The organism is Bacteroidota bacterium, from assembly GCA_016718825.1.
In the GTDB taxonomy this organism is placed as follows: Bacteria; Bacteroidota; Bacteroidia; order J057; family JADKCL01; genus JADKCL01.
Genome location: JADKCL010000001.1, coordinates 175,393 through 190,754, shown reverse-complemented (window position 1 = coordinate 190,754; position 15,362 = coordinate 175,393). Strand labels below are relative to the sequence as shown.

Annotated in this window: 16 protein-coding genes; 9 read left to right on the top strand and 7 right to left on the bottom strand. The window is 51.5% G+C overall.

Annotated elements, in window-relative coordinates; translation table 11 throughout:
* Positions 1-137: 137 nt before the first annotated feature.
* From IPN95_00790 to IPN95_00770, 5 genes are all read left to right on the top strand, one after another.
* On the top strand, positions 138-614 hold the full coding sequence (locus IPN95_00790; GenBank protein MBK9447957.1) for a hypothetical protein: 477 nt from the start codon (positions 138-140) through the stop codon (positions 612-614).
* 120 nt (positions 615-734) lie between these two features.
* On the top strand, positions 735-953 hold the full coding sequence (locus tag IPN95_00785) for a hypothetical protein (protein ID MBK9447956.1): 219 nt from the start codon (positions 735-737) through the stop codon (positions 951-953).
* Between the two features lie 105 nt (positions 954-1,058).
* Complete coding sequence (locus IPN95_00780; protein ID MBK9447955.1) at positions 1,059-1,226, top strand: hypothetical protein; 168 nt, start codon at positions 1,059-1,061, stop codon at positions 1,224-1,226.
* Between the two features lie 23 nt (positions 1,227-1,249).
* On the top strand, positions 1,250-2,377 hold the full coding sequence (locus IPN95_00775) for a DUF692 family protein (GenBank protein ID MBK9447954.1): 1,128 nt from the start codon (positions 1,250-1,252) through the stop codon (positions 2,375-2,377).
* A 44-nt stretch (positions 2,378-2,421) separates the two neighbouring features.
* On the top strand, positions 2,422-3,003 hold the full coding sequence (locus tag IPN95_00770; GenBank protein ID MBK9447953.1) for a Uma2 family endonuclease: 582 nt from the start codon (positions 2,422-2,424) through the stop codon (positions 3,001-3,003).
* A gap of 31 nt (positions 3,004-3,034) precedes the next feature.
* Here IPN95_00770 and mce read toward each other — a convergent pair whose 3' ends face one another.
* Positions 3,035-3,439: a methylmalonyl-CoA epimerase gene (gene mce / locus IPN95_00765; GenBank protein MBK9447952.1), complete on the bottom strand. Its 405-nt coding sequence runs from the start codon at positions 3,437-3,439 to the stop codon at positions 3,035-3,037.
* Between the two features lie 159 nt (positions 3,440-3,598).
* On the opposite strand from mce, the gene IPN95_00760 reads away from it, so the two are divergent.
* The gene (locus IPN95_00760) at positions 3,599-4,576 is read left to right on the top strand and encodes an NAD(P)-dependent oxidoreductase (protein MBK9447951.1); all 978 of its coding nucleotides are present in this window, start codon (positions 3,599-3,601) and stop codon (positions 4,574-4,576) included.
* A 381-nt stretch (positions 4,577-4,957) separates the two neighbouring features.
* Positions 4,958-6,094, top strand: a complete 1,137-nt coding sequence (locus tag IPN95_00755; GenBank protein MBK9447950.1) for an aminotransferase class I/II-fold pyridoxal phosphate-dependent enzyme — start codon at positions 4,958-4,960, stop codon at positions 6,092-6,094.
* Between the two features lie 22 nt (positions 6,095-6,116).
* On the opposite strand, the gene IPN95_00750 is transcribed toward IPN95_00755, so the two are convergent.
* Complete coding sequence (locus tag IPN95_00750) at positions 6,117-6,713, bottom strand: hypothetical protein (protein MBK9447949.1); 597 nt, start codon at positions 6,711-6,713, stop codon at positions 6,117-6,119.
* Between the two features lie 232 nt (positions 6,714-6,945).
* Between IPN95_00750 and IPN95_00745 the strand changes: the two genes are divergently transcribed.
* Positions 6,946-7,611 (top strand): phosphatidylserine decarboxylase family protein, encoded by a 666-nt coding sequence (locus IPN95_00745; GenBank protein ID MBK9447948.1) that lies wholly within the window; start codon positions 6,946-6,948, stop codon positions 7,609-7,611.
* 90 nt (positions 7,612-7,701) lie between these two features.
* Here IPN95_00745 and IPN95_00740 read toward each other — a convergent pair whose 3' ends face one another.
* The 5 genes from IPN95_00740 to IPN95_00720 form a co-directional block, all read right to left on the bottom strand.
* Positions 7,702-8,622: a T9SS type A sorting domain-containing protein gene (locus IPN95_00740; GenBank protein MBK9447947.1), complete on the bottom strand. Its 921-nt coding sequence runs from the start codon at positions 8,620-8,622 to the stop codon at positions 7,702-7,704.
* 236 nt (positions 8,623-8,858) lie between these two features.
* Entirely contained in the window at positions 8,859-10,946 is a 2,088-nt protein-coding gene (locus IPN95_00735; protein ID MBK9447946.1) for a hypothetical protein, read from the bottom strand.
* Positions 10,947-11,261: 315 nt separating this feature from the next.
* Positions 11,262-11,762: a hypothetical protein gene (locus IPN95_00730; protein ID MBK9447945.1), complete on the bottom strand. Its 501-nt coding sequence runs from the start codon at positions 11,760-11,762 to the stop codon at positions 11,262-11,264.
* Positions 11,763-11,776: 14 nt separating this feature from the next.
* Positions 11,777-12,799: a WG repeat-containing protein gene (locus IPN95_00725; protein ID MBK9447944.1), complete on the bottom strand. Its 1,023-nt coding sequence runs from the start codon at positions 12,797-12,799 to the stop codon at positions 11,777-11,779.
* A 215-nt stretch (positions 12,800-13,014) separates the two neighbouring features.
* Entirely contained in the window at positions 13,015-14,547 is a 1,533-nt protein-coding gene (locus IPN95_00720; GenBank protein MBK9447943.1) for a glycine--tRNA ligase, read from the bottom strand.
* A gap of 325 nt (positions 14,548-14,872) precedes the next feature.
* Here IPN95_00720 and IPN95_00715 point away from each other — a divergent pair, with 325 nt between their 5' ends.
* The gene (locus tag IPN95_00715) at positions 14,873-15,361 is read left to right on the top strand and encodes an Lrp/AsnC family transcriptional regulator (GenBank protein ID MBK9447942.1); all 489 of its coding nucleotides are present in this window, start codon (positions 14,873-14,875) and stop codon (positions 15,359-15,361) included.
* Position 15,362: the final 1 nt, after the last annotated feature.

Here is a 15,362-nt window from a genome sequence, read left to right as displayed (position 1 = left end):
TAAAGGGAGATTGGTAAATTTTGCTAGAGGATGGAATTGTTGTGCCTTCGTCCCAAACCCCAACTTTCAATATCTTTGATCCATGCGTGGTCGGGAAGTCGGCTCTAGTAGCTACCAAAACCCAAATTTCCCCATTTATGCGCTTCACCTTCCTCCATCCGCTGCTTTTTCTTTTCTTTGCCTTGATGGTCAACATGGATGCTGCTGCCCAAAACCCTGCAACCGAATTGCAGACCCAGCTCACCTCCAACGGTGTTCATTTTCCGATTGGCGAAAGCATCACGCTTACCTTCTCGGTTACCAACAACGAAGGAAAGGCAGCCCGGTTTTGCCGTTACATGACCCCCTTGGAGGGCTTCAAAGGCAATTTTTTGGACGTAACCGACGCCATAGGCAACAAAATCCCTTATGCGGGTGCGATGGTCAAACGCGGGAAGCCCAGACCTTCTGCATTTGTTCATGTAGCGCCACAAGGATCCATTGTTGCCGAATTCAACTTGTTGGATGCCTACCCCATTCGTCAATCTGGCACATACCGCATTCAATTCAAGGGCAAAACGTCGATGAATGGTTTGCCCGATTCGAATGTGCTGGAGATCACCGTCGCGGAATAGTTCGGCCGATATCCATGAACGCAAACGGCCCATGCCGAACACTCTTGTGAATTTCGCACCGATTCCAACCATCTGCTAAAATCCCGCATCAACCTACCATCACGACTAAAAAGAAAACCCATGAAAGTTCCATCCACCCTTTTGAAAGCCATGCTCATTGCTGCCACAGTGGGCGTCACCGCGACAAGCTGCCGCACAGTCAAACCTCAAAATGTTGAGGAAGAAAATTCCCAAACTGGGCCTGCCCAAAACGAAAGCATCATTGACAAGGTCAAAGACCTTTTTTCGCCAAGTCCGCGCAACGGCGGCGACCCTTGCCCGGCATGCGGCATGGGCTGAACCCCCGCAAGCCGCTGTTCGTGGAATTTTCTTCTTCAGTATCTTTATGGAATCGGTTGGTTTCCCGCACCAAAAAGTCATCCGAATGTTTAAAAAGAATTGACGATGAAAATCTCCACCACCCTCCTCCAAGCTATGCTGATCACCGCGACCATCGGTTTGGGCACTGCCTGCAACACCAAAAAGGCGCAATCAGACACCAAAACGAAGGTTGATCAGCATGAACCCCTTCGCGTAGACGCCGACAATTGTCCGGCTTGCGGTCGGGGCTGAGTTTACACGTGGCAATACCCAAGATGATCCACGCCTCCCTCTCCTTCAATGTCGATTCCAACCTGATTCAGGCAGCATTACCCCTGTTTGCGGCGGAGGCCGTCGAAGGTATGGAATGGTCATTTGACACGCTGCACAATCGACCCGACATCCCGGAATGGTTTGAAGAACTGCTCAAAAGTTACGGCAATGCCGGTCGGCTCGTCGGGCATGGGGTGTTTTTTTCGATGTTTTCAGGAAAATGGCTACCCGAGCAAGCGGCTTGGTTGGCGGAATTGAAATCCCTGACCACCCGCTTCCGATTTGACCACATCAGCGAACATTTCGGGTTTTTCACGGGAGCCGACTTTCACAAGGGCGCACCCTTGTCCGTGCCTTATTCCAAGCGAACGCTTGCCCTTGGGCAGGATAGGCTTTTGCGGATTGCCGACGCCTGCGGTTGCCCCGTGGGGCTGGAAAACCTTGCATTTGCCACAGATGCGCATTCTGCACGTATTCATGGTGAATTTTTGGAGGCCTTGCTCGCGCCCGCGAATGGTTTCCTCATCCTCGACCTTCACAACCTGTATTGTCAGCTGCATAATTTTGGGTTGGACTCAGCAGAATTGCTGGCTGGAATTCCACTGGCACGCGTCAGGGAAATTCACATTTCCGGCGGAAGTTGGGAACCTTCGCCTTTTCGCCCGCAACCTGGGGTCAGGCGCGATACGCACGACGCGGGCGTACCCGAACGCGTGTTCGAGTTGCTGGCTACCACAATGGGCCAATGTCCGAACCTCAAATTTGTGGTTTTGGAGCAAATGAGCCATGCCTTGGCCGATGCGGAAAGCCAATCGCAGTATCAGGCCGACTTCCTTCGAATGCGGGATTTGGTGCAGCTCGAATCCGCCAAACGGACTTCGTTCACGCTCCTGCAAAACTTTTTGCCGCCCAAAATTGAGTTTCAAAGCCATCCGCTAGAGGATGAAACGCTGCATTTCGAACAACTCCTGCTTTCCGACATTCTCGAAAACAGCGCCAATTTTGAAGAAGTCAAGGCAAAGATTCAAAGTTCGGCACTTGCATCAGGCGAATGGAGTGCGGTAAATTGGGATCCCGCCATGCTCGAAACCGCAAGGCAAATCGCTCGTAAGTGGAAGGATGGTTTTTGACTGAGGTATCGTTGCATTGAATGGGACATTTGTATTTTTGATAGATGGAAATTCAAATACCAAACCGATTCGTCACACCAGAGGAATATCTCGCATTGGAATTGCTTGCAGAGTACAAAAATGAGTATTTGGATGGCAAGATCCTGCCCATGACAAGCCATTCCATTGATCAAAACGGCATCACAGTAGATTGCATGTGTTCCATTGCCGATGGCGTTGAACATGAGGAATGGTTTGTTTTTACCAGTTCCTTCAAAATTCGTATCGATCAGCCAAGGTGCTATTTCTATCCTGAAATATCTATTTGCAAAGGCAAACCCAACGTGGTGGACAATCAATATGCCTATACAAATCCGACGGTAGTCGTCGAAGTTCTTGCAGAATGGAGCGAATCCTTTGACCGTGGCAAAAAATTCCACCGGTACAAGCAAATACCATCACTAACGGAATACATTCTCATCGCCCAAGACGAATACCAAATTGATGTCTTCCAAAAAGCTCACGACGGTATTTGGCAACTTCGTAGCTATAGTGGATTGGAAGACGTGTTGGAAATAAAAAGCCTCAAGCTGAGTCTTCCGCTGGCTGACATTTACCGCCGCGTGAAACTCGGGAATAACGCTTGATTCAACACTTTTCGGCGCCGCTCAGCCACCTTCAGCTCTCCCTGATCTCCTGACACAATTCGACCAAAACCCCGTTGCTGTCTTTGGGATGCAGGAAAAAGATCAATTTATTGTCGGCGCCACGTTTGGGGGCTTCGTTCAAAACACGGTACCCTTGAGCTTTCATCCGTTCCATCGCAGCAAAAATGTCGGGGACTTCGAAGGCGATATGGTGCATGCCTTCGCCGCGTTTCTCAATGTGTTTGGCAATCGCACTTTCCGGATGGGTCGCCTCAAGCAATTCGATTTTGGAGTCGCCGAGCTGGAAAAACGAGACATTGACATGCTCGCTCTCGACCTGCTCCTGCTTGTAGGGCTGCTGATCAAAAATGGCCGCAAAAAGGGCATTGCTCTTGGCGAGGTCCTGGACGGCGATGCCGATGTGTTCGATTTTCATTTCGATTCAAATTTATGATTAACAACGATTTATATTGGTCGTAGGGACAGGTCGCGACCTGTCCCTACGACCAATGTGTAGAATACAATTCAACCACGGCGGCGATTCGACACAATCCATTTAACCACCATTCCATCCAAAACAACTAATTTCGCCCCGATGTTGCAACGACAGATTTTGGTGACCGGCGCGGCCGGCTATGTGGGTTCGGTCCTTTGCCGACAATTGCTGGACCTTGGATATGCCGTGCGCGGCTTGGATGTGCTGTTGTTTGGCGATGCCGGACTGGAGGATCTCTATGCGCATCCGCATTTCAGCCTTGTCAAGGGGGATCTTTGTGATCCTGAAATTCGGAAAGCCGCCTTGCAACATGTCGAGGCGGTGATCCACCTTGCGGCGATTGTCGGCGACCCAGCTTGCAAGTTGTTTCCGGAAGCTGCCACCGCCTTGATGGACGTCGCGAGCCGGGCTTTGTTTGAGGAGGCCGAAGAAGTCGGCGTTTCCAAGTTTGTCTTCGCGAGCACGTGCAGCAACTACGGGCAAATGTCGGACGAAGGTCTGCTGGATGAAAATTCGGAGCTGCAACCACAGAGCCACTATGCCCGGTTGAAAGTAGGATTCGAAGAATATCTGCTCACCAAATCGGCCACAAGCCCTGTCACGGTCAGCATCCTCCGTTTTGCAACCGCCTACGGCTTGTCCCCGAGAATGCGTTTTGACCTCACCGTCAACCACTTTACGCGGGACTTGGTGCTCGGCAAGGAGCTGCTTGTTTTTGGCGAACACCAATGGCGGCCGTATTGCCACGTGCAGAACCTTGCGCAGGCGATTTGCCTTTGCCTCACACATCAACCCGAGGTCGCAGAGGGTGTCTTCAACATCGGCGAAAGCTCCGAAAACTACACCAAGGCCATGATCGTGGAGGAGATTCGAAAGGTCGTCCCCGAATGCAAGTTCGCCTACGGCCAACAGCCCGATGCCGACACCCGCAACTACCGCGTGAACTTTGACAAAGCTGCGCGACAACTGCAATTTGTTGCGACGCGCCACGTCCCCGATGGCATCCGCGAAATCCAGGCGGTCCTGAACAGCGGGAAGTTTGGGGATCCATTTGATCGTATTTATCAGAATTGCTGATGGCGAAGGGTATGATTGATAGCATCGAAGGCTGTGGGGAGGTTTCTTGGAAAATCGCTGAGCCTTCAATGCGTTGCGGCCCTGGTTCCAGGAAATCGCCCAGCCACTCCACTTTTTCCCCGGGACGTTCGCCCGGAATCGATGAGGACCTGGTAATTGTTTCAACCAAGGCAATGACGTTTCCGAGGAAATCGCCCTGCCTTTTGTTTATCGCCTCAACCCCCGGCCCCTTCTCCACGCATTCGCTTGCCGCGAATCCGCGGAGAAGGGGTGCATGCGTGTGCTGAAAAGCCTGGGCTTTCCTAGCCATACGGTGAGCTTCGTTGGCTCCCCAACTCCTAGGAGGCTTTCCATTTTCCATTCTCCATTCTCCATTAAAAAGTGATCCAACTCTCCATCCCCAATATCTCTGATACCGAACAAATGTCGGTGGCACGCGCTTTGGAATCCGGCTGGGTTTCCACGGCTGGGCCTGACATCGGCGACTTCGAACGCAAGGTTGCGGCTTTGTCGGGCGTGCGGTTTTGCATCGCGGTCAACAGCGGCACTGCCGCTTTGCACCTTGCCTTGTTGGCCCTCGGTGTCGGCACCAATGACTACGTCATTTGCCCCAACTTGAGCTTTGTCGCTACCGCCAATGCGGTTTCCATGACCGGGGCCGAACCGATTTTCATCGACGCAGCGCCCGACAATTTGCAGCTTGACCTCGACTTGCTCGAAGACTTTCTGCAAAACCATACCGACTTTGCAGACGGCAAATGTTTCTTCAAAGGCACCCAAAGGCGTATTCGGGCGATCGTACCTGTGCACGTGTTGGGCGATTTTTGTGACATGGACCGCCTGCTGGAATTGGCACGCAGCCGCGGAATTCCCGTGTTGGAAGACGCAGCCGCAGCCCTCGGGGCGAGCTTCGACGACAAACCCGCCGGAAGCATGGGCCTTTTGGGCACGTTGAGCTTCAACGGCAACAAAATTTTGACGACGGGCGGCGGCGGAGCCGTCTTGACCAACGACAGCCAACTCGCAGACCGCATCCGCCACCTCGCCCACCAAGCCAAATCATTTCCCCTCGAATACATCCACGATGCCGTTGGCTTCAACTATGGCATGCCCAACCTCAATGCGGCCTTCGGCTTAGGCCAATTGGCGCGTCTCCCCGAATTTTGGGCAAAAAAACAAGCCATTCGCGCGGAATACGAAGCTGGTTTCATCGATGTCCGCGCCATTTCACTGACGCCGCACGGAGATCTGCACCGGAAATGCGGCTATTGGCTCAACTGCATTTTTACTTCCGAAGCCCGGCAATTGGAGCCCTATTTGGAGGCGAATGAGATTCAGACCCGCAAGTTATGGGTGCCGATGAACCGCCTGCCGATGTATGGGCAAAACCTGTACATTCAGCGTGAGGACCATAGTTTCCGTTGGTACGAAGATTCGCTTTGCTTGCCATCCTCCACTGGATTGACAGAGGAAGACCAAGCAATTGTGATTCGTGCGGTGCGGGATTTCTTCGAATGAGTTTCGAAATCTGATTCGGCGATTAGTTTCCAGCGGTTCTTCGTACGATTCGCCACTTGCCATCCAATTTGAAATTGCGGGCGACCGCCGTTCCGATGGCGTAGGCGACGATGCCGATGATGGCAAAAATGATTCCGACCGCTCCGATTAGGATTCCCAAGATCAACAAGAAAAAACCTCCCATCGCCTGAGCGCATCCGTTAGAAGTATTTTGCGTCGCAGAGTTGGCCGCATACAATCCCAACAATGAAAATGCCAAGCCGATGACAATCCCAAACGCACCCAACAAAAGACCGGTCAATCCACCGATACGTCCGCCTTCTCCCTTGTCGAGTTTGACTTTCTTGGTTTTCGAATAAGAAATTTCCTCCTTTCCCAAGAAGAAACTGGAGTCACTTACCTGCGTCAATTTCCCAGCATGCAACTGCCCGTCTTGGGTCCAGACTTTGAGTTTGCGTCCGGAATCAATTTTCACGACCCGCTCGGAATCGCTTTGATGCTGCATGTACAAAGCCTGACTGCCCTCCCCTTCGGATTGGCTGTTTCCTACATTCGCTGAAGCGGCGAGGAAGCAGATGACAAAAAGCAAGCGCAGAATCGATGGTCCAATGGGTTTCATATCAACAAGATAACAAAAAAAACAAGCGCGAATGCGGCGCTACAAAAAACGCGGTGTGAGCGCCGCCTTCGCTATACCACAAAACACAGTAGCGAAAAGGGCGCAAACACCGCATGCTGATAGCGCCCTCTTCGCGGAATCAAGCGAAGGTGGCGCTACCCAAAGCACGGTGTGAGCGCCGCCTTCGCTACCCCTTTTTTGCATCCCGCATTCAAAATGGTTTTCTTTGCACATGCGTTTGCACAAAGAAGGTCGTTTTCTCATTCCGATATCCATCTTGCTGCTGGGCGGCGTTTGGTCGGCAATTTATTTTCCGTTGTTGGCCGGGACCGTGGTCTGGTGGATCGGCATCGTGCTCGGTGTAGCCGCGCTCGTCTTGATCGGGCTGATTTTCAACTTCTTCCGCAATCCGGAAATTGTGCCGACGATTCAAGAGAATGCGATTGTCTGTCCTTGCGACGGCAAGGTCGTCGTGATCGAGGAAGTCTTCGATCCGATTTACTTCAAGGCCAAGGTGCGTCAGATCAGCATTTTTATGAGTCCGCTGAATGTCCACGTGAACCGCAATCCGATCAGCGGCAAGGTGAAGTGGTTCAAATACATGCCCGGCCTCTACCTCGTCGCTTGGCATCCCAAAAGCAGCACCGACAACGAAATGACCTATACCGTCGTCGAAAACAGCCGCTGGACGGTCGGCTACAAACAAATCGCCGGCGCCGTGGCGCGCCGCATCTGCTGGTACATCAAGGAAGGCGACACCGTCCAACAATCCGCCGAGATGGGGTTCATTAAGTTTGGCTCGCGTATGGACTTGCTCATTCCGTTGGACGCGGAGGTCAGCGTGAAGCTGGAAGAGGTCGTGTTTGGCGGGAAGACGGTGATTGCAGTCGGGAAATAACCATCACCCGCGTAAGGCAATCTTCTCCCGAAATGCAGAAGGACAGGAAGTTTAGCCGCCTGCCCTTCTCCAATAGAAATTATTTTATTGTCACTGCCTCACGAACATTCCCGAACTGTTTCCGGATGGAGTAGTGAGGCGATAGGTGTACATTCCGTTTGCCAATTTTTCCAAGTCAATCCTCATGCGTTGCAATCCCATATCCATGGTTTCGGTTTGTGTGCTTACTGTGCGACCTGTATAGTCCAAAACATGCAATTCCACTGGTCCAACGAACGTAGATTGAAACTCGATCACAGCAGCGTTATGTGCAGGATTGGGGAAAAATCTCGTTTTGATTTGTTGTGCCTCTGCTACCCCGACGCCACCTGAATAAATCTCCAAGTAAGGACGATGCGTGCCAGCAAACGTGGTATCATCCGAAGAAAGCATCCCGAGGATGACACAGGCATTGTTGCAGAACCCATCGATGGGCTTGATGGCAAGCCCGTAGTTGGGGACATTGCCTGATTTCCAATTCCTGTAGGCGGGGGTGATATCAAATTTCCGTTCGCGGGCGACATCAGGAAAGGTCACGTTAAAAGGTCCGGCAAATCCAGAATCAAGCAATGGCGCAGTCCCCCACGTCACGGCCATTTCATCCCATGCTGCCCCGACATACCAAAACTCCCAATTGTTGTCGCAATTGGAGTAGCAAATCACATTTTGATCCCAAGTCCATCCACCTAAAAATACAGAATCCACAACGGCTGGCAAGGTCGTGAGGTCAAATTGGATCATTCCCAAATAGTTTGTGTTATTGCAGGTGCTGATTGGCAAACTATAAAAGGCATTCACTGCACCATTGTTGGTATTCGGATCGCCATCGAAGACGTAGGTTTCCTTACCACCATTAAGTCCACCTTCGTCCGAGCCATCGTTGAGGCCGGCATCAGGCATGAAGATGATTGGGTTTTGAGCGAATACCAAGTTGCCAACGGCCAAAAGGAGAATGAGTAGTGCTTTTTTCATAGTTGTGTATTTGCAGGCAAATTTGAATCCCCACAAATTCTTACAAACTGAGCATCAGCATTCTTTTCCATGATATTCGTTCCTTCCAATCGAGAGCCTTGTCGCGCTTATGGAACATTTGCTGCTTTGATGGCGATACCCACCAGGAATCCGTCGAGATGGGCTTTATCAAGTTTGACCCATGAGGGAGATCTTGATTCCGCTGGAAGCAACTGCTAGGACTGCCCCCACCCTTTTCAAAACTCCCCTGCCTTGGCTTTCTTCTTGAGGTCTTTAATGGCGGCTTCGCCGAGGGTGCTTTCTAACGTACCCGTTTTGCCGGCTTTGTTGCTCGTCTTGTCTTGCTCCTTGGTACTGCCGCCTGCGACTTGGCCCCAAGGGAGCAAAAGCGCGGCCTCTTCCAACTTCACTTCCAGCTTACTGATTTTGGCATTCACCTTTCCAATCTTGCGGCGAAGGGAATTGATCTCTGTGCGGCTTTCGCCAAGGGCACCCTTGTTGGCCTTCCCTTTGGCTTTCCATTCTCCAATCTCAGCCAAAATATTATCACGCTCCGCTTTTTTAGCATCACGGTTTGGATCCGACTTGCCCATCAGCTTGAGCTCGGCAAGAACTTTGCGGTACTTTTTGCGCGCAAGACTCAATTCGGGATAGGTGTCGAGCTCGTCACGGTCTTTCGTCAAGCCAGCCAATTCTTCCTCCCAAGGTGCTTTCTCCTTTTCCAAGGGCTCAATCAGCGCGTTGATTTCGGCTTCTTGGGCTTTGTAAGCGGTGATCAATTCCGCGTATTGTCCATTGAGTTTGCTTTCGTAGATCTTAGCCTCATTTTTAGCGAGCAAGTCTGCATTGGTATGCAACTGCCGCAATCGCTCGGTGAGTCGCACCAAAGTCTCGAGGTCGCATTTTACATTGTTGGCATCTGTCAACATCTCGTGCTGTTCGGGGCTGAGCCGATCGCCCAAAGCGTCGATATGGCCAATGTTCTCTTTGACCAACAAGTTGATTAACAAATCTTCGGTGATCTTGCCGCCGCTTTGTTTCTTGATCTCCTCAATGAATTTCTGGTTTTTTTCGTTGAGCAGGTCATCCTGATCACCGCGTGTTGGCAGCAATTCCTCGATGCTTTCTGCAGGTCGTTGCTCAGGATTGACCTTGGAAACCTTTGTAATCGGGCAAATTTGGATGTCTTTCGTCCGATGGAATTGTTGGCCGAGATTCAAGTTATGTTCCTCTCCTCCCGCAACTGGCTTATTCTGGTCAAATGTCACCGCCTTGCGGTATTGGATTCCACCATCCACCACCAAGTCGCCACTTGCCCAACGAGAAAAAATGACGCTGTGGTTGCCTGAGCCGTTGGCATTGTAGATGTATAGCCAATCACCTGGCTTCACAGTGTCAAACAAATCCATGGACAAATGTTCGCAACGGAAGGGCGTCAAAGGTTTCTTGGACTTTTCGCCATCGGGATTATTGGCATCCTGCTGCTCGAGTTCTGCGCGGCGGTTTGCTCTTTTGGCTGCTTCTTCACCGTGCGCGGTCCCTTCGTAAATCGGTCCGATCGTTGCGGATTCCTCTTCGGGTAAGTTCTCAATGGAGACCCTTTTTTCGTCAAAACCTTGAGGCTTCGCCATTTCAGCACCCAAAATTACATTGCCATGCAGATCAAAGTTTCCATTGAGGCTGTCTGCATTTGCACCAGAATTGGCGGTAACCCCAGCATAGTTCTGGACGGTCTGTGCCCAGTGTCCGCAGTTTTTGGCATGGACACGCTGCTCGAAACTCCCCGGAGCATAAATGCCATTGGCAAGAATCTCGGCAGACAGAAGAATGCGTTGTGCAGCGGTGGTTTTCCCACGTTCGTCCCCGTTAAAAAGGCGTTCGGGAATGACGTTCGTTTGAAAGAAGGGAATCAGCTTGTCGCGTTGCCCCTTTGTGAAAAGCGATTCACATTGCTCTGGAGTGAGCACTTTACCGCTAGCAACGGATTTTTCTACAAAATTGGCAGGGGTCCCTTCTGGTTCAAAGACATGCAAAACAGATTTGAACCGGTTATTGAATTGTTCGGCGAATGTAACCCATTCCGAATCTGCGCCCCCTTGAGCGTGTTCGGAAGACTTCTCGGCACTTTCGGTGGATTGGTTTTTGGAACCTAGCCCAATGGGACCAAAAGCTTGATCCCACATATTTCCAAAGCCCAGCGTACCGACATTGCCGGAACTGCTCGACAATGAAAACTGTGGCGGCATCATGGATTTGCCTTGCGGAAAGTTACTTTCCGAGGATTCTTGCTTGTTTGCAGGCTGGTGAACAAGGGGACTTTTCATGGACTTTGGCAGACAATAGGGTGAATTGACTGCCAAGGTGGGGCTCGGACTTTTCTCTTACGCGCGTGAGTTAGGGGATTGCGGGTTTGGGTTAGGGGCTGGCATCTTCCTTGGGCGGCGAGATGACCTGAATGAAGCTGAGAGAGATCCTATTGGCCGGGAAGATGGTGATTGCGGTGGGGAGGTGAGCCTTTTTGAAGTGGCTCACTCAATCGTCCATTTTGCGCTTAAATATTCTCGAACAAGTCCTTCAAGTAGTCTGCTTTGATGCTTCTGGGGTAGCCCTTCACCGCACGCACCAATAGACGCATGGCTTCAACGAGCGCTTTTTTGTGAAGACATATTCTGGAATTTCAATATCCGTAAATGATAAAGTCCGAACTGGGTTGGGAATTCTAAATCGTCGTCAGCGAATTCAACACGTAAACGGGCCTGAGGATCTATTCGCTTGCGAATTGTAAAAGCCACACGCTGTTGCGGCTGGAGTTTCCCGTTTTCAATCGGCATATAGCCGTAACCCAAAACCACTCTCTTTCTGTGGTGCGTCCGATACATGCAATTCCAAAACAGGAATTGCCCATTCGACCGTACATTGTCCATTCGTCCGGTCAGGGTATCCACTGCACTTATCGAATCGGTAATGTGAAAGGCATCCGTGGAATCAAACCAACCGATATAAACCTCCCAAGGGCTGTCAGGCACCTCCACCGGTCTTTCGTTGCGCCCTTCAAAAGCAGCATGGCGGCCATGCTGTGAGAAACAATTTGTTGTAAGCAACACGAGAATAGAGATGAAGGAAATCCCGTGTCTGTACATTTTTGGAATCCCTTTCAATCCAACCACTTCACCTCTTTTTTCTCGAGATCGTAAGTTCCGCGGCGTTTGCCGAGACCGACATTCACGCCCATGGCGTCGGCGCTGCCCATGTAGTCAAATTCGAAGGGGATCACAATTTCTCCCTTTGGATTGACGGCGCCCCACATTTTGCCTTTGCGGAAAACGGAGTACCCACCTTCGGTGATGATGCGCTTGCCGACGTTGGAGTAACCCGTTTGGCTTCCTGCATCCTCAACAGAAGTCGTCTCAAACTTGAATTCGTCAAAATCAAATCCAGTGATGTGCTGATTTGTGGCATCGATCAAGCCGTATTTTTCGCCAATGCGGGCAATGGCGACACCTTGCTCAAAACTTGTCGCTGATTCGTAGGAACAGGGGATTACCTCCTTGCCCTCCCGGTCGATGAAGCCGCATTTGTACTTCTTCTCCACCATCATCAAGCCATTGTCGGCATAGCCATGCGCATCGGTGTAAATGAAAGGCGTGACTTCCTGCCCATTCGCGTTGACCACACCCCAATTGAGGCCCTTCTGCAGCACAAACAGCCCGTCATAGACGCCTTTGGACCTGCCGTAATTCATCGGAATCACGAGCTTTCCAGTGCTGTCAAGGTAACCTTGTTTGTCCATCGACCCGATTTGGAAGTAGCCGTTGTCGTAGGCGTCGATCGGCTCAGGGTGCTCGATCTTGATGACTTCCTCGCCTTTCAAATTGATGATACCATGGAGTTCCTTGCCATCGACCATCTTGATGACCGGTGCATAGCCGCGGTAGAAATCGCGCGCAAAATGGAAGGTAGCGCCGTTGAAAGCCTTTTCACCACCGTAGGTTTGGAACCACATTTCCCCTTTTTTACCGCCGACCATCAGATCGCCATTTTGGTAGGACTTGGGGGCTGTGGATTGTTCTGTTTCGGCGGGTTTTGAAGCTCCGCCGCTGCAACTTGGCAGGAGGGCCATGCAGAAACTCACCGCGCATGCGAAAATGAAACTGCTTCTTTTCAAGATCTTGGTCATCGAAGGAATTTTATTGGTGTGGGACTGGGAAATGCTTATTGCAGGTTCTGCACTGATAATCCGGCGACTATACGGGCAACGCACGCAAGCTTACGTTTTGCTTTTTGTGCGTTGCCCGTCGAGCTAGACCGTTTTCGCCCGCCGGAGGCGGACGGCAGCATCAGCGTTGCGGCGGGACGCCGCCGCTTCAAAAAGGGACGCCGACGCTTCAACACTCAACTCAAAATATTCCGCATGCTCAACTTTGCGGCGATATGCCCGTTGATGTCCTCGATTTTGATGCGGATTTGCTCCATCGTGTCGCGCTCGCGGAGGGTGACCGTGCCGTCTTCGGCGGTTTGGTGGTCGACCGTGATCGCGTAGGGCGTGCCGATCGCATCCATGCGGCGGTAACGGCGGCCGATGCCGTCCTTGCCGTCTTCGTAGTGGGTGCGGAAGTCGTATTTCAGGCGGTTGAAGACATCGAGGGCGATGTCGGGCAGGCCGTCCTTTTCAACGAGTGGAAATACAGCAACCTTGATCGGTGCCAATGCCGGATGCAGCTTGAGCACGACGCGTGTCTCGCCATTGACTTCCTCCTCGGTGTAGGCGTTGGTCATGTGGGCGAGGAAGGTGCGGTCAAGGCCGACGGATGTTTCGATCACGTAAGGCACGTAGCTCTCCCTGAGTTCGGGATCGTAGTATTGCAGTTTTTTGCCGCTGTGCTCCTCGTGTTGCTTGAGGTCAAAATCGCCACGGCTGTGGATGCCTTCCATTTCCTTGAATCCGAATGGGAATTCAAATTGGATGTCTTCGGCGGCTTTGGCGTAGTGGGCGAGCTTCTCGTGCACGTGGAAGCGCAACCGGTTTGCTGGCAAACCCAAGGCAAGGTGCCATTTCTTACGCTTCTCCTTCCATTGATCAAACCATTCAGCTTGGGTGCCGGGGCGCACGAAAAACTGCATTTCCATTTGCTCAAACTCCCGCATGCGGAAGATGAACTGCCGGGCGACGATCTCGTTGCGGAAGGCTTTGCCGATTTGGGCGATGCCAAAGGGAACCTTGACGCGGGAAGTTTTGTAGACGTTGAGGAAGTTGACGAAGATGCCTTGGGCCGTTTCCGGACGGAGGTAGAGGTCCATCGCGTCGCCGGCCACAGCGCCGAGTTGCGTTTTGAACATGAGGTTGAACTGCTTGACCTCGCTCCAGTTGCGGGAGCCGCTTTCGGGGCAGGCGATTTCCAGGTCGATGATGATCTGCCGGAGCTCGTCAAGGTTGTCGGCCTCCATCGCTGCCACAAAACGGGCATTGACTTCATCGACCTTGGCTTGATACTCGACCACGCGGGCATTGGTCTGCCGGAACATGGCTTCGTCAAAGTTTTCGAAGCGCTTGGCAGCCTTTTCGACTTCCTTGGTGATTTTGCTTTCGAGCTTGTTTTGGATGTAGTCCTCGACCAAAACGTCGGCGCGGTAGCGCTTTTTGGAGTCTTTGTTGTCGATCAATGGATCGTTGAATGCATCCACGTGACCCGAAGCCTTCCAGATTTTGGGGTGCATGAGGATGGCCGAATCCAGACCCACGATGTTTTCGTGCATCTGTACCATGGCGCGCCACCAAGCATCCTTGATGTTGTTTTTGAGTTCGACGCCCATCGGGCCGTAATCGTAAACGGCGCTCAGACCGTCATAAATTTCGGAAGATGGATAGATGAAGCCATATTCTTTGGCGTGGGAAATGACCTTTTGGAAAACGTCGGCGTAACTCATGGCGCAAAAATAGGAATCCGAATGGATTTGCCCACCAAATTTCAACAGCAGCGCGGCCCTGAATGTCATTCGAATGGGGTCATGGCTTGGTTCAAAACAATTTATTTCGGGGCCAATTCAATGATATCACGTCGAAGGTTCTATCTTTAGGGTGAATTCGTCTGGTTGGAAAGATGGCACCCAAAGTGCTGAAGGCGGATTTGGTTGTGGATTTTGGTGGATTCTCTTTTGTTGTCTAAACCCGTTTGCTGGTGATTGCCTGCAAGGAATACCCTTGCCTGTTCAGCTTCATTTTGCTTGGAATTTATACCCTTGACGCTTTGCCATGAAACTTGATAAGATCGATTACAGCATTCTCAAAATCTTGCAGGAGCGCGGCCGTGTGACCAATGCGCAGCTAGCCAGCGAAGTCGGACTTTCCCCCGCGCCTACGCTCGAGCGCGTGCGCAAGCTCGAAGTCTCCGGCATGATTCAATCCTATCACGCCTTGGTGGATCCGGAAAAGATCGGTTTGGCGATCACAGTCTTCATCGAAGTGAAGCTCAATTACCATAGCCATTTCAAGATTGAGCAGTTCATCGATTCGATCAAGGCCCTCCCCGAAATCGTGGAAACCTACCATATCACGGGCGACGGGGACTTTTTGCTCAAAATGCATACGCAGAGCATCTCGGACTATCAAAAGTTCATCGTCGAGAAGTTGTCCAAAATTGATGGCGTGGGGCATATCCAATCCAAGGTGGTGCTGTCGACCATCAAAAACGAAATGGTCTTGCCGATCAGCGACGATTTGATTGAAAACCAGAAGCGATAGG

What these genes read in the sequence shown, in the direction of transcription:
- IPN95_00720 (MBK9447943.1), bottom strand. Translation starts at nt 14,547, where the DNA reads ATGAGTTACGCCGACGTTTTCCAAAAGGTCATTTCCCACGCCAAAGAA.
- IPN95_00775 (MBK9447954.1), top strand. Translation starts at nt 1,250, where the DNA reads ATGATCCACGCCTCCCTCTCCTTCAATGTCGATTCCAACCTGATTCAG.
- IPN95_00790 (MBK9447957.1), top strand. Translation starts at nt 138, where the DNA reads ATGCGCTTCACCTTCCTCCATCCGCTGCTTTTTCTTTTCTTTGCCTTG.
- IPN95_00730 (MBK9447945.1), bottom strand. Translation starts at nt 11,762, where the DNA reads ATGTACAGACACGGGATTTCCTTCATCTCTATTCTCGTGTTGCTTACA.
- IPN95_00780 (MBK9447955.1), top strand. Translation starts at nt 1,059, where the DNA reads ATGAAAATCTCCACCACCCTCCTCCAAGCTATGCTGATCACCGCGACC.
- IPN95_00785 (MBK9447956.1), top strand. Translation starts at nt 735, where the DNA reads ATGAAAGTTCCATCCACCCTTTTGAAAGCCATGCTCATTGCTGCCACA.
- IPN95_00735 (MBK9447946.1), bottom strand. Translation starts at nt 10,946, where the DNA reads ATGAAAAGTCCCCTTGTTCACCAGCCTGCAAACAAGCAAGAATCCTCG.
- IPN95_00750 (MBK9447949.1), bottom strand. Translation starts at nt 6,713, where the DNA reads ATGAAACCCATTGGACCATCGATTCTGCGCTTGCTTTTTGTCATCTGC.
- IPN95_00740 (MBK9447947.1), bottom strand. Translation starts at nt 8,622, where the DNA reads ATGAAAAAAGCACTACTCATTCTCCTTTTGGCCGTTGGCAACTTGGTA.
- IPN95_00745 (MBK9447948.1), top strand. Translation starts at nt 6,946, where the DNA reads ATGCGTTTGCACAAAGAAGGTCGTTTTCTCATTCCGATATCCATCTTG.
- IPN95_00760 (MBK9447951.1), top strand. Translation starts at nt 3,599, where the DNA reads ATGTTGCAACGACAGATTTTGGTGACCGGCGCGGCCGGCTATGTGGGT.
- IPN95_00725 (MBK9447944.1), bottom strand. Translation starts at nt 12,799, where the DNA reads ATGACCAAGATCTTGAAAAGAAGCAGTTTCATTTTCGCATGCGCGGTG.
- IPN95_00770 (MBK9447953.1), top strand. Translation starts at nt 2,422, where the DNA reads ATGGAAATTCAAATACCAAACCGATTCGTCACACCAGAGGAATATCTC.
- mce (MBK9447952.1), bottom strand. Translation starts at nt 3,439, where the DNA reads ATGAAAATCGAACACATCGGCATCGCCGTCCAGGACCTCGCCAAGAGC.
- IPN95_00715 (MBK9447942.1), top strand. Translation starts at nt 14,873, where the DNA reads ATGAAACTTGATAAGATCGATTACAGCATTCTCAAAATCTTGCAGGAG.